Here is an 11,745-nt window from a genome sequence, read left to right as displayed (position 1 = left end):
CCCCGAAAGGCCCGCCGTGACCAGCGCGAGTGACGAGACCGACGACCTGAAAGCCCTGCGCGCCGGCATGGCCCGCTGGGGTGACGCCCTCAGTGAGGGCCATGTCGAGGCCGAGGAAGGCGGGGAGTTCTCCCGCGAGAAGTGGGAGCTGGTCCGCCGCAGCGGTGTCCTCGGCCTTCCCTTTCCCGAACGGTGGGGCGGAGCCGGTCAGCCGCTCACGACCACCCTGCACGTGCTGGAGACGCTCGGCGAGACCTGCCGCGACTCCGGACTGAGCTTCTGCGTCACCACCTCCATGGCCAGCACCGGCGTGCCCCTCGCCGCGTTCGGCACCGAGGACCAGCGCGAGCGGTACCTCACCCGCGTCATCAGCGGTGAGGCCGTCGGCGCGCACGCCATCACCGAGCCGGGCGGAGGCTCCGACGCCATGGCGATGACGACGCGCGCCGTCCGCGACGGGGACGACTTCGTCCTGACCGGCGGCAAGGCGTTCGTCAGCAACGGGCCGATAGCGGACCTATTCGTGGTCTACGCCCGCACCCGCCCCGAGGGTGGCCCGCTCGGCACCACGGCCTTCCTGGTTCCGCGCGAGACCCCCGGCCTCGCCGTAGGCCGCCCGGCCCGCAAGATGGGGCTGCGCACCGCTCCGCTGGCGGAGCTGCACCTCGACGAGGTCCGGGTCCCGGCGGGCCAGGTCGTCGGCCGCGTCGGGGGCGGACTGATGGTGCTCGACCACGTCATGAAGCGGGAGATCCTCTTCGGCTTCACCGTGGCGCTCGGCGAGATGCGCCACCGGCTGGGCCGGAGCGTGGAGTACGCGCGGACGCGACGGTCGTTCGGCCGCCCGATCGGCGCCTACCAGGCCGTCTCGCACCGCGTCGCCGAGATGAAGATCCGTACCGAGACCACCGCGCTGTGGCTGTACTCCACGGCCGCCCGGCTCACCGCCGGGGAGGACGTCACCGCCGACCTGGCGATCACCAAGGTCCTCGCCAGCGAGGCCGCCCTGACCACCAGCCTCGCCGCCGTCCAGCTCTTCGGGGGCCACGGCTACATGACGGAGTACGGGCTGGAGAAGGACCTGCGCGCCGCCGTCGCGGGCACCATCTACTCCGGCACCAACGACATCCAGTACAACCGGATCGCCTCCACCCTGGGGCTCGGCGGATGACCGGCGGGGGCCGGGTACCGCCCGCCACGCCGCGGGTGCCCCAGGTGGGCACCGCGCCCGCGCCGCTGCTGAAGGTCTGCGGCGCCACCACCGAGGCGGAGGTCCGCGCCGCGCGGGCTGGCGGCGCGGACCTGCTCGGGCTCTGGCACGGAGTCCCCGGCGGCAGGAGCGACCTGACGGCCGAACGGCTGACCGCGCTCGCCGCCGCCACCCGGGAGGGTGACGGCCCCGTCCCGGTGCTGGTCACCTTCGCCCATGACGCCGAGGCCATCGCGGAAACGGCGCTGGCCGCCGGCGTCCGCTGGCTCCAGCTGCACGCCTTCCAGCCGCCGTCGACGGTGGCCGCGCTCCGCGCCGAGCTGCCGGACGCGATGATCGTCAAGGCGGTCCACCTCCAGGACGGGCGCTGCCTGGAGCGGCCACTGCTGTCCGCCTACGCGCACACCGGCACCGACCTTTTCCTGGTGGACACCACGACCGCCGACGGACGGGTCGGCAGCACGGGTGTGAGCGCGCCGCCGGAGGCGGTCCGGGCGCTGCTCCCGGCCCTGGAGCGGCCGTTCCTGCTGGCCGGCGGCGTGAGAGCGGACGCGCGCGGACGCTACGCCGAGGTCACCGGTCATCCCGGCTACCGGGGCGTGGACGTCGACAGTGCCGCCCGGGGCCCGGACGGGCTGCTCGACCGCGCCGCCGTGGCCCGCCTCGTCCACGCCTGGACCGCCCCGGCGCCGCTGCCCGGCGCCGTTCCCCCTCCGGAAGGAACCACACCATGAGCACCCCGTTCGTCGACGCCCTGCTCGCCGCGGAGCGGCCCGTCGTGATGGAGGTCAAGGCGCGCGACGCGCAGGGCGCGGACCTGCTGCGCGGCCGTCGCCCCGGCGACGTGGCCGCGGCCTACGCCGCCGCCGGGGCGCCGTGCGTCTCGGTGGTGACCGGCCGCTGGTTCGGCGGCACGCCCGCGATGCTGCGGGAGGTGGCCGACCGGGTGCGGGTGCCGTTGCTGCAGAAGGACTTCATCACCCGCCGGAGCCAGCTGGAGACGGCCCGCGAACTGGGGGCGTCGGCGGTGCTGCTGACCGCCGCGCTCCTCCCGGCGGAGGCGATGCGCTCGCTGGCCGCGGCCTGCCACGAGCGCGGGCTGACCCCGTTCGTGGAGATCGCGTCGATGGACGAGATCACGGAGCTGCCCGAGCCGGACAAGTGCGTGCTGGCGGTCAACGCCAAGGACATCAAGCTGCGGGAGCGGGACGCGGGCGATTCCCGTCGCGGTCCGGAGCTGCTGCCCGCGCTTCGGGCGGCCGGCACGCGCTGCCCGGTCAGTGCGAGCGCGGTGGACACGCCCGGGTCGGCGGCGGCGCTGCTGGCCGCCGGGTTCGCCGGGCTGCTGGTGGGCGGGGCGCTGCTGCGCGCCGACAGCGTCTCCGCGTGGGTCGCCGAGTTCGACGCCGCTCGGGCGGGGCGCCAGACGCTCACGGCGGGCGCCTCGTCGCCGCCTGCCGGCGCCCCGGCACGGGTCGGGGAGGCCGCCGGTGGCGGTCGGGCCGGAGGCCCGGCCGGTCCCTTCGGGACCGCCGTCGCAGGAAGCCCCGCATGAGGGCCGCACCCGGGCCGGCCGTGGCGCCCGCCGCGGGCCCCGCCTCGCCACCGCACGGCGGCGAGACGGGGGCCGGTGCCGCCGAGGCGGCGGGTACCGCACAGCGGGTGGAGCTGCGCGACGGCGACGTGCGGATCGGCGCGCTGCTCGCCCTTCCCACGACGGAGCCCCGCGCACTGGTGGTGGCGATCCACGGGCGGGCCATGTCGCCCGGGTACTTCGACGGTCCGGTCGACCCGCGCGGCTCGCTGCTGGCGGACGGCGCCGCCCTCGGCTACACCGTGCTGGCGGTGGAACGGCCCGGCTACGGCACATCCGCCGGCAGCCTTCCGCACGGGCTGCCACTGGCCGGCCAGGCGCGGACCCTGCGGCGCGCGCTGCGCGGACTCACCGCGGCCACGGCGGTGGGTGCCGGCGTGCTGCTGCTCGGGCACTCCGACGGTGGCAAGGTCGCCATCCACCTCGCGGGCGAGGACTGGGACGGCCGGCGGCCCGGTGACCGGCTGCTGGGGCTGGACGTCAACGGCTGCGGACGCCACTACGCGCGTGCGGCGCTGCACTTCCCCGACACCCTGGCGGGCGGGGCCTCCAGCCTCAACTGGGGTCCGCTGCGGCTCTATCCGCGCGGGACCTTCCAGGCCAGCCGGGCGCTGATGCGGCCGGTGCCGGTCCGGGAGGAGGCGGAGACCCCGCACTGGCCGGTGGAGTTCCCCGGCGCGGCGGCCCGGGTGCGCTGCCCCGTGCGGCTGACCTTCGGGGAACAGGAACGCTGGTGGGAGCTGGGGAGCCGCGAACTGTCGGCGACGGCCGCGGCGTTCACCTCGGCACCGGCGCGGATCGACCGTGTCGCCGAGGCGGGGCACAACCTCTCCCTGGGCCACGCCGCCCGGCTCTACCATCTGCGGGCGCTGGCCTTCCTGGAGGAGTGCCTCACGGGCCGGGCCACGGGCCACGGCTGAGCCGTCCCCCTCGGGCCGGCCGGCCACGGCCGGGTACCGGTCGGCCCCTGGACGCTGGCGCATGCGCCTGAGCGTTCCGGCCATGGATCGCCGGCGCCCGTACTGATGACATGTGCTGTAGACGCGGCGAGAACCTTCGCCGTCCCGCCGTGGTCAGCGCCGCCCGGCCCGTCCGGCCGCGCGGCCCTCGCCGCCCCGTCCCGCCGCCGAGCCGGAGAAGGACCTCAGATGCGCGCGTCCCGCCCCCACGAACAGGCACTTACGCGTCCGCCGCTGCCGCCGCGCGCACAGGCCACCGCGGACCCCTCCTCCGGTCCCGGCGTGTCCACCGCGGCGGCCGGCGGCAGGGCCGCCACCGCGCTGCTGTACGCGGCGGTGGTCTCGGTGGGGCTGATGGCGGGGCTCTTCTTCGCCTACGACATCTCGGTGATGCCAGGGCTGGCGGAGACGGGTGACATCACCTACGCCACGGCGATGCAGAGCTTCAACTCGACCATCGACAGCAGCGGGGCGTTCGGGCTGGTCTTCGTCGGAGCGCTGGTCAGCAGCGCCGGTGCGGCGCTCGCGCAGTACCGCGCCGGGCGGCGCGCGCTCGGCCACCTCGTCGCCGCGGCCACGGTCTGCTACCTGGTCATGCTCGCGGTGACCATGGGAGTGAACATCCCGCTCAACGAGGAACTCGCGGCGATCGGCGATCCGGCGGCCGCGGGCGACCTCTCGGTGGTCGACGACTTCCGCGCCACCTGGGTGGCGACCAACATCGCACGCACCGCCCTGTGCGTGGCCGCCCTGGCACTGCTCACCCGGGCCTGTCACCTCCACGGGCGGGGCAGCTCCCACCCGCGGAGGTGAGATGAGCGTCCGTCAAACGGCCGGCGGGATTCTTTCACCGGCGACCGGAACCGCGGGAGGCCCGCCCTCCGGCGAAGCGTATTCCACAGGTGGGTGGTGTCTCGTCCCGCCGTTTGTCCGAAACGGCTGAGAGGCTGAAAGCACAGAACCTTTCTTTGCCATAGCTAATACCAGCAGGGTGAAATCGACCCGGCCAATCCACTACGCAGCGTGTGCGTCGGGCGCCTCGGTCGATGCCGCGATCAGTGACACTCGGTCATCAGCCGGCGGCGACCGCCGGCGCCGCGCGGGCGGTGTTCCGGTCCGGGCCCGCGGCGAGCAGCCGGCGGATCTCCCGTGCCGCCGCCCGGCCGGCGCGATTGGCGCCGATCGTCGAGGCGGAGGGACCGTACCCGACGAGGTGGATCCTGGGGTCGCGTACGGCGCGCGTGCCGTCGAGCCGGATGCCCCCACCGGGCTCGCGCAGGCGCAGCGGTGCGAGGTGAGCGGTCACCGGGCGGAAACCGGTCGCCCAGAGGATCATGTCGGCGCGCACCTCCCGGCCGTCCGCCCACCGCACACCGGTCTCGGTGACGCGCTCGAACAGCGGCAACCGGGAGAGCACACCGTCCTCACGGGCGCGGCGCATCGCCTCGGTCATGGGGAGTCCGGTGACGGAGACGACGCTCTGGGGCGGGAGTCCGTCCCTCACCCGGCGCTCGACCATGGCGACGGCTTCCCGCCCCAGGTCCGAGTCGAACGGCTCCTCGCGGAACAGCGGCGGCCGCCGGGTCACCCATGTGGTCTCGCGGGCCGTCCCGGCGACTTCCAGCAGGTGCTGGACGGCGGAGGTACCGCCGCCGACGACGATCACCCGCGCGTCCGTGAACTCCTCGGGACCGCGGTAGTCGGCGGTGTGGAGCTGCCGCCCGGTGAAGGTCTCCTGGCCGGGGACACGGGGCCAGAACGGCCGGTTCCAGGTGCCGGTGGCGTTGACCAGTGCCCGGCTCGTCCAGGAACCCCGGTCGGTCTCGACGAGCAGCCGTCCGTCACCGGCCTCCCGGACCCGCCGGACCCGCACGGGGCGGACCACCCGCAGTCCGAACCGCCGCTCGTAGGCGGCGAAGTACTCGCCGAGGACCTCGGCGGAGGGGCGGTCGGGGTCGGCGCCGGTCAGCTCCATGCCGGGCAGCGCGTGGATGCCGTGGACCCGCCCGTAGGTCAGGGTCGGCCAGCGGTGCTGCCAGGCGCCGCCCGGCGCGGGAGCGGCGTCCAGGACGGCCAGGTCGTGCCCGGGCGTCAGGCCGCCCCGGCTCAGGTGGTGCGCCGTGGAGAGCCCGGCCTGGCCGGCCCCGATGACCACGACCTCGACGTCCACGTCTGCGACGGCGTTCATGCCACCGTCAACAACGGCCGGGCCGTGCCTCTTCCGTGGCGCGTGGGCGCACTCGGCCCCGGGCGGCAGGCGCCCGGTCTCAGTCGGCGGCGGCCCTGGGCCCGGGAGCGTTTGCCGGCCCGGAGGCACCGCTCGGTTCGCCGGACGGTACCGCCGCCTGCTCGGCAGCGGCGTCTCCCGGCGGGCCCGGGCTGCGTCCCGGCAGCGCGCGTTGCCGCAGCCGTCGCGCCCGTCCCTCCACCCACAGCAGTGCGGCCGTGGGCAGGAAGACCAGGTCCACGGCGATCATCGCCAGGGAGAAGAACGGCAGGCCCATCAGCACGGCGATCCCGAGATGCTCCAGGATCAGGACGCAGAGCAGGACGTTCTTCACCCGGCGGTTGAGCAGGCAGAAGGGGAAGGCGACCTGCACGGCGACGGTGGCGTAGGTCAGCAGCAGGACGATGCCGGCGTTCGAGGTCACCAGGTCGGTGAGGGCGGGCCAGGGGTTGAGGAAGCCGATGTGCATCGACCAGTAGACGGCGGTGCCGTCCTGCCAGGTGCTGCCCTGCACCTTGTACCACCCGGCGGTGGCGTAGATCAGGCAGACCTGCGTCATGACCAGCAGCAGCCCGCCGTTGTGCACGACGGTGGCCAGCCGGTCGAGCAGGGCGCGGGTGGGGGCACCGCCCGAGCGCCGGAGCCACCAGGTGACACCGTGCAGCAGCCAGAGCCCGCCGAGCAGGACCGTCCAGCCGGGGCTCGGGTAGCCGAGCAGGACGAGCCACGCGAGGGTGGCGCCGAGCGCCGCCCACAGCACCGGACCGGTGCGGTCGGCGCCGGCCGCGGCGCCGTCGCTGACGGCGCCCGTTCCGCTCGGCGCCGTGACGCGGCGGGCGCGGCGGGCGTCGAGGGACCAGACCTGGGCGCAGCGGGTCAGGACCAGGTAGATCGCGACGATGCGCACGATGTTCTCGCCCGCGTTGAGCACGTACTCGTTGCGGTGCTGGAAGGACATCACCGACAGGGCGAACAGCACGGTGGTGGCCCGGGTCCGCCAGCCGAGCAGGACGCAGCCGGTGGCGAGGACCGCCAGCAGGTAGCAGAGCTCGAACCAGAGGGTCCCGCCGTTCCAGCCGAAGAAGCTGAATCCGCCGCTCTCGGCGAGGCCCCGGGCGGCGAGGTCGTAGCTCCAGGGCGCGTCCGGGCCCCAGATCAGATGGCGGTTGGGCAGCTCGCGCAGCAGGACGGCGAGCCAGATCGCGGAGATCGCGATGCGGACGACGGCGGTCTGGTACGCGCCGAACGCGGTCCGGGAGACGCGGTCCAGCAGGCTGTCGTCGTCGGCCGCGGCGGGAGGCGGCGCGACGGCTTCGGCGGGAGCGTTCGGCTCCGCGGGCCGCTGGGGGTCACTCATCGGTCGCCTCCGGGCTCAGCTCGCCGGCCGGCCCGGCGCCCTCGACCGGCCACCAGCTGTGGTCCCGCACGGACGGCTCCGCGGGGGGCGGCGCGGCGGCCCAGGGCGGCGGGGGTATCGGGGTGGTGACGGTGCGGAACTGGATGCTCTCCACCACGGCGTCCGCGGGTACCGGCAGGCGTCCGACGGCGATGCGGGTGGCGGTCTCGCGCACGTCTGCCGCGCGTTGTCCCACCACCTCTCCGTCGGCGGCCTGGAGTTGCAGTACCTCGGTCCACACCTTGCGCAGCTGGTGACGGGTTCGGCTGGGCAGCGGTCCGCTGCGCAGTTCCGCGCGGTCGATGGCGGTGAGGTCGGTCCACTCGGTCGTCTCGGTGCCGCCGTCGGCGGCCCGCACCACGGCCTGCGCGTGAACGACGGTGTCGTTTCGGGGCAGTTCGGGGGCGAAGAGGCTCCAGTGCTGACGGAACTCGGGGTAGAGGTAGTCGCGCACGGCGGGGCCGTAGGTGTCGCGGGCGACGTTCTGCGGGGCGATGTGCACAAAGGTGGCCGCGACATGGACCAGCACACCGAAGGCGACCAGCCCTGCGACCAGCGCGACGATCAGCCGGTGGCGCGGCGGGAACGCGTCCTCGGCTTTCGCGGGGAGGCCGGTGGCCGGGGGCGGCGGAGCGTCGTCCGCCGCCCGCTCACCGCCGCCCGCCTCCCGCGCGGCGTCCTCCGCGTGACCGGTGTCCTCCGCGTGACCGGTGTCCGGGGTCTCCCCGGTCCGGCTGTTCTGAGTCCTGTGCATCGTCCGCCTCCCCCTCCTCGCTCCCGCCGCCCGACGGCGCCACTCCCCCTGGCGCCCACCGGTCGGCCGCTCCCACGTTCCGCACCGACGACGGGCGGCCGGGCATGGACCGGAGCGCCGGCTCCGGTGCGGAACGGACAGACCCTAGCGCAGGCGGTCGCGGTCCTCGGCGGCGGTCGCACGCTACTGCGCGCCCGGGGGCCGGGCAAGGGCCGGGCGGCCCCAGCGGCCGGGGCCCGGTGGCGGTCTCGCCGTCAGCACGGAGGCGGCCGGGCCGTGCGGCGGGGAGACGATGGCACGGGGCGACCAGCGGGGCGACCGTGGGATCAGGCCCCGGAGGGCGCGGCGGGCCGCCGGTCGAAGACACAGTCGCCGCAGAGCCCGCCGCCGGGCACCCGGTAGTAGAGGCAGCAGCTGCGGCGCCGTACGGCGCCGTGGCGCCACTCCCACTCCTCGCGTACGCCGGGCCGGTGCAGCAGGGCCTCGGCCAGCCGCCCGGCGGAGGCCGCGACCTCGGGCGACGCGTCGGCCCGTGCCCACCGCAGCAGCTGCCGGGCCGCCCCCGCGAGGGCCGATGCCGCGTTGCCGCGCAGCAACCCGGGTGCGACCGGAGCGAGTTCGCGGGTGGCGGCGGCCAGCGGCACCAGATGCGCCTGGTGCACCTCCGTCCAGATCTGCTCGGCGGTTCCGGCGATGTCCCGGGCCGGAAGGAGGCGGGGCGGGTGCGGGCCGCAAAGCGAGAGGTCCTCGGGGGTGACACCGTCGGGTGACCACCACAACGCGGCGGGGTCCAGGGCGAGGACGCCGTCGAGGAGCACGGCGGAGGCCAGCCCCACGGACCACAGGCGGGAGGCGAGTCCCTGGTGGGCGAGGGAGGCGGCGACCCGGGACTCGCCGGTGCCCAGCCGGGCGGCGACCGTCTCCAGCCGTGCGCGCAGCGGATCGAGCCCGCCCGCGTACAGCGAGGCGAGCGGGACGGCGTCCGGCGGCGCGGGCCCGCCGCGCAGGGCGAAGAACGGCCCCGGGGCCGCGAGTGCGTCCAGGTCGTTGCGGTCGGGCGGCATGCGGCGCACCCTATCGGCCGCTCCGGCGCCCGTCACCGGATGACGCGGCCGCCCGGGGCGCCGCCCCGGGCCGAGGGCTCCGAGCGTGCGGGGCACGAGCCGGACGGCACCGGCCACCGCTCCCGACCGACCATTCGGTTACCGCTAGGCTGGGCGCCCGACGGACGCCCCGCAGCCGCAGCGAAGGAGCCTCGATGACACGGGAACCGACCACGGAACGGACCGCCGGCACAGCGTCGGCCGACGCGGGCACCAGCCCGGGCGGGGAGCCGCGCGGCGTCGTGACGCCCCCGCCTCCCGCCTCGGTCGGGGTACTGGGGGGCGGCCGGATGGGCGCGGGCATCGCCCAGTCCTTCGCGGCGGCCGGGTCCTCGGTGGTGGTGGTCGAGAGCGACGACGGCCGCGCGGCCGCGGCGCTGGAGCTGATCGGCGCGGGGCTGGAGCGCGCGCACGCGCGCGGGCGCCTCACGGAGGAGCCGGTGGCGGTGCGGCGACGGCTGACCGCCGTCACCTCGGTGGAGGAGCTGCCCGCCGCCATGACGCTGGTGGTCGAGGCGGTGCCCGAGGACGCGCGGCTCAAGGCACGCCTGCTGGCGGCGGCCGAGCGAGCTGTGGACCCCGGCACCGTGCTGGCCAGCAACACCAGTTCGCTGTCGTTGACCGAGCTGGCCACGGCGCTGGAGCGCCCCGAACGCTTCCTCGGGATGCACTTCTTCAACCCGGTGCCCGCGTCGACGCTGGTGGAGCTGGTCACCACGGACCACACGGCACCCGCCGTGCTGGACGCGGCCCTGGCCTGGACGGCGGCGCTGGGCAAGCAGGACGTGGTGGTCCGCGACTCCCCCGGTTTCGCCAGCAGCCGGCTGGGGGTGGCGATCGGACTGGAGGCGATCCGGATGGTCGAGGAGGGCGTGGCGGAGCCCGAGGCGATCGACCGCGCCATGACACTCGGCTACAAGCACCCGATGGGGCCGCTGCGACTGACGGACCTGGTGGGACTCGATGTGCGGCTGGCCATCGCCGACCACCTGCGGGAGACCCTGGGCGAGCGGTTCGCGGCGCCGCGGCTGCTCCGCGAGAAGGTCGAACGCGGGGAGCTGGGGCGCAAGACCGGCCAGGGCTTCTACAGCTGGGACTGAGAACTCCCGGGGGTGAACAGCGCGCCGCCCGGCCGGGCGGTGGGATCGGCCGCCCCAGGGGCGCGGACCGCGACCCGGGGCGGGCGCGCCCGCGAGTCAGCCGGTGCGCTCCCCGGCGGCCGGCTCCGGGTTCGCCGCGTCGGCGGCGGGCGGGGCGGCAGCGGCGGCCGCGCCGGGCGGGATCGCGTGCGCCCGCCACCAGGGCTCGGTGGGCAGCGGACCGGCGGGCTCGAAGGGGCGCCCCGGCTCGGGCACGGCCAGCGGGACACCGGCGGCAGCCGCCGCCGCGGCGGTGCGTTCGGCCGGTTCGTCCCAGGAGTGCAGCGCGAGGTTGAAGGTGCCCCAGTGGATGGGCAGCAGCACGCCGCCGTCGAGGTCGAGGTGGGCGCGGAGCCCTTCCTCCGGCGTCATGTGGACGTCGGGCCAGTACTCGCTGTAGGCGCCGATCTGCATCATGGTGGCGTCGAACGGGCCGTGGTCGGCGCCGATCCGCGCGAAGCCGGGGAAGTAGCCCGTGTCCCCGCTGTGGAAGACGCGGTGCTCGGGCCCGGCGACCACCCAGGAGGCCCAGAGGGTCAGGGCCCTGCGGCGCAGCCCCCGTCCGCAGAAGTGCTGCCCGGGGGTGGCGGTGAGCGTCAGCTCCCCGACGGTGGTCGACTCGTTCCAGTCGAGCTCGACGACGCGGTCCGGGGCCACGCCCCAGTGCTCCAGGTGGGCGCCGACCCCGAGCGGCACCGCGAAGAGGGTGCCTGCGGCGGCGAGCGCGCGCACGGTCGGCATGTCGAGGTGGTCGTAGTGGTCGTGGGAGATGACGACGGCGTCCACCGGGCCGAGTTCGTCCAGCGGTGTCGGCACCGGGTGCAGGCGGGCGGGACCGGCGAAGCCGAACGGCGAGCAGCGCCGTCCCCACACCGGGTCGAACAGCACCCGGTGACCGTCGATCTCGGCCAGCACGGTGGCGTGGCCCAGCCAGGTCAGCCGCAGCCCCGACTCCGGCGGCGCCTCGGGGACCGCGCGGTGCAGCGGGATCTCCCCGGCCGGACGGCGGCGGCGCCGGTCCTCCCGGCGCAGCATGGCCCGCAGCAGGGAGCCGCGGCTGCCGTCGCCCTGGGGGACGGTGTGCACGGTGCGGTCGTTGCGGAAGGCTCCGTCGCGGAAGTGCGGGGAGCGGCGCAGCCGCTCCATCCGTTCCCCCCGTGGCTCGGCGCCGAAGGACGCGGGGCGCAGCCGCCGTACGGCGGCCCCGGGCCAGCCGAGCGGCTTCGACCATGAGACGGCGGGCAAGGTGCCTCCCTGGGCAGGACGGCGCGCAGTACGAGTATGCGCGCGCGGGCGGGGTCGGGCCACTGCTGACCGTACCGGGCGCGGGGTGGTGCGCAGGGGGCGCGGGGACGGTCTACGG

General features: G+C 75.7%; 11 protein-coding genes. 6 read left to right on the top strand and 5 right to left on the bottom strand.

Annotation, left to right across the window (positions count from 1 at the left end):
- Nucleotides 1–67: 67 nt before the first annotated feature.
- From E0D90_RS17725 to E0D90_RS17705, 5 genes are all read left to right on the top strand, one after another.
- Nucleotides 68–1,171, top strand: a complete 1,104-nt coding sequence (locus tag E0D90_RS17725) for an acyl-CoA dehydrogenase family protein (RefSeq protein ID WP_103500687.1) — start codon at nucleotides 68–70, stop codon at nucleotides 1,169–1,171.
- A 44-nt stretch (nucleotides 1,172–1,215) separates the two neighbouring features.
- The gene (locus E0D90_RS17720; RefSeq protein ID WP_227870291.1) at nucleotides 1,216–1,944 is read left to right on the top strand and encodes a phosphoribosylanthranilate isomerase; all 729 of its coding nucleotides are present in this window, start codon (nucleotides 1,216–1,218) and stop codon (nucleotides 1,942–1,944) included.
- Nucleotides 1,941–2,765, top strand: a complete 825-nt coding sequence (locus E0D90_RS17715) for a beta/alpha barrel domain-containing protein (RefSeq protein ID WP_130799208.1) — start codon at nucleotides 1,941–1,943, stop codon at nucleotides 2,763–2,765. Before E0D90_RS17720 ends, E0D90_RS17715 begins: the two co-directional genes overlap by 4 nt.
- Nucleotides 2,762–3,724: an alpha/beta hydrolase gene (locus E0D90_RS17710; protein ID WP_227870290.1), complete on the top strand. Its 963-nt coding sequence runs from the start codon at nucleotides 2,762–2,764 to the stop codon at nucleotides 3,722–3,724. Before E0D90_RS17715 ends, E0D90_RS17710 begins: the two co-directional genes overlap by 4 nt.
- Before the next feature lie 228 nt (nucleotides 3,725–3,952).
- Nucleotides 3,953–4,576, top strand: coding sequence for an anthrone oxygenase family protein (locus tag E0D90_RS17705; protein WP_157996883.1), 624 nt, complete (start codon nucleotides 3,953–3,955; stop codon nucleotides 4,574–4,576).
- Nucleotides 4,577–4,835: 259 nt separating this feature from the next.
- On the opposite strand, the gene E0D90_RS17700 is transcribed toward E0D90_RS17705, so the two are convergent.
- From E0D90_RS17700 to E0D90_RS17685, 4 genes are all read right to left on the bottom strand, one after another.
- Entirely contained in the window at nucleotides 4,836–5,951 is a 1,116-nt protein-coding gene (locus E0D90_RS17700; protein WP_130799206.1) for an FAD-dependent oxidoreductase, read from the bottom strand.
- 79 nt (nucleotides 5,952–6,030) lie between these two features.
- Nucleotides 6,031–7,347 carry an HTTM domain-containing protein gene (locus E0D90_RS17695; RefSeq protein ID WP_130799205.1) on the bottom strand — a complete coding sequence of 439 codons (1,317 nt, stop codon included), beginning with the start codon at nucleotides 7,345–7,347 and terminating at the stop codon, nucleotides 6,031–6,033.
- Complete coding sequence (locus tag E0D90_RS17690) at nucleotides 7,340–8,140, bottom strand: DUF5819 family protein (protein ID WP_130799204.1); 801 nt, start codon at nucleotides 8,138–8,140, stop codon at nucleotides 7,340–7,342. Before E0D90_RS17690 ends, E0D90_RS17695 begins: the two co-directional genes overlap by 8 nt.
- A 326-nt stretch (nucleotides 8,141–8,466) precedes the next feature.
- Entirely contained in the window at nucleotides 8,467–9,204 is a 738-nt protein-coding gene (locus E0D90_RS17685; RefSeq protein WP_130799203.1) for a (2Fe-2S)-binding protein, read from the bottom strand.
- A gap of 194 nt (nucleotides 9,205–9,398) precedes the next feature.
- Between E0D90_RS17685 and E0D90_RS17680 the strand changes: the two genes are divergently transcribed.
- Nucleotides 9,399–10,343 (top strand): 3-hydroxyacyl-CoA dehydrogenase family protein, encoded by a 945-nt coding sequence (locus E0D90_RS17680; protein ID WP_130799202.1) that lies wholly within the window; start codon nucleotides 9,399–9,401, stop codon nucleotides 10,341–10,343.
- Between the two features lie 96 nt (nucleotides 10,344–10,439).
- Here the strand turns inward: E0D90_RS17680 and E0D90_RS17675 are convergent, their stop codons facing one another.
- The gene (locus E0D90_RS17675; protein ID WP_130799210.1) at nucleotides 10,440–11,528 is read right to left on the bottom strand and encodes an MBL fold metallo-hydrolase; all 1,089 of its coding nucleotides are present in this window, start codon (nucleotides 11,526–11,528) and stop codon (nucleotides 10,440–10,442) included.
- Between the last annotated feature and the right edge of the window lie 217 nt (nucleotides 11,529–11,745).

This window comes from Streptomyces otsuchiensis (assembly GCF_004305975.1).
GTDB lineage: Bacteria > Actinomycetota > Actinomycetes > Streptomycetales > Streptomycetaceae > Streptomyces > Streptomyces otsuchiensis.
The sequence above is the reverse complement of the archived record's forward strand: the minus strand, read 5'-3'. Positions and strand labels throughout refer to the sequence as shown.

Coding starts and splice junctions, on each gene's coding strand:
- E0D90_RS17695 (WP_130799205.1), bottom strand. CDS start 7,347: ATGAGTGACCCCCAGCGGCCCGCGGAGCCGAACGCTCCCGCCGAAGCC.
- E0D90_RS17700 (WP_130799206.1), bottom strand. CDS start 5,951: ATGAACGCCGTCGCAGACGTGGACGTCGAGGTCGTGGTCATCGGGGCC.
- E0D90_RS17680 (WP_130799202.1), top strand. CDS start 9,399: ATGACACGGGAACCGACCACGGAACGGACCGCCGGCACAGCGTCGGCC.
- E0D90_RS17715 (WP_130799208.1), top strand. CDS start 1,941: ATGAGCACCCCGTTCGTCGACGCCCTGCTCGCCGCGGAGCGGCCCGTC.
- E0D90_RS17710 (WP_227870290.1), top strand. CDS start 2,762: ATGAGGGCCGCACCCGGGCCGGCCGTGGCGCCCGCCGCGGGCCCCGCC.
- E0D90_RS17690 (WP_130799204.1), bottom strand. CDS start 8,140: ATGCACAGGACTCAGAACAGCCGGACCGGGGAGACCCCGGACACCGGT.
- E0D90_RS17725 (WP_103500687.1), top strand. CDS start 68: ATGGCCCGCTGGGGTGACGCCCTCAGTGAGGGCCATGTCGAGGCCGAG.
- E0D90_RS17685 (WP_130799203.1), bottom strand. CDS start 9,204: ATGCCGCCCGACCGCAACGACCTGGACGCACTCGCGGCCCCGGGGCCG.
- E0D90_RS17675 (WP_130799210.1), bottom strand. CDS start 11,528: ATGGAGCGGCTGCGCCGCTCCCCGCACTTCCGCGACGGAGCCTTCCGC.
- E0D90_RS17705 (WP_157996883.1), top strand. CDS start 3,953: ATGCGCGCGTCCCGCCCCCACGAACAGGCACTTACGCGTCCGCCGCTG.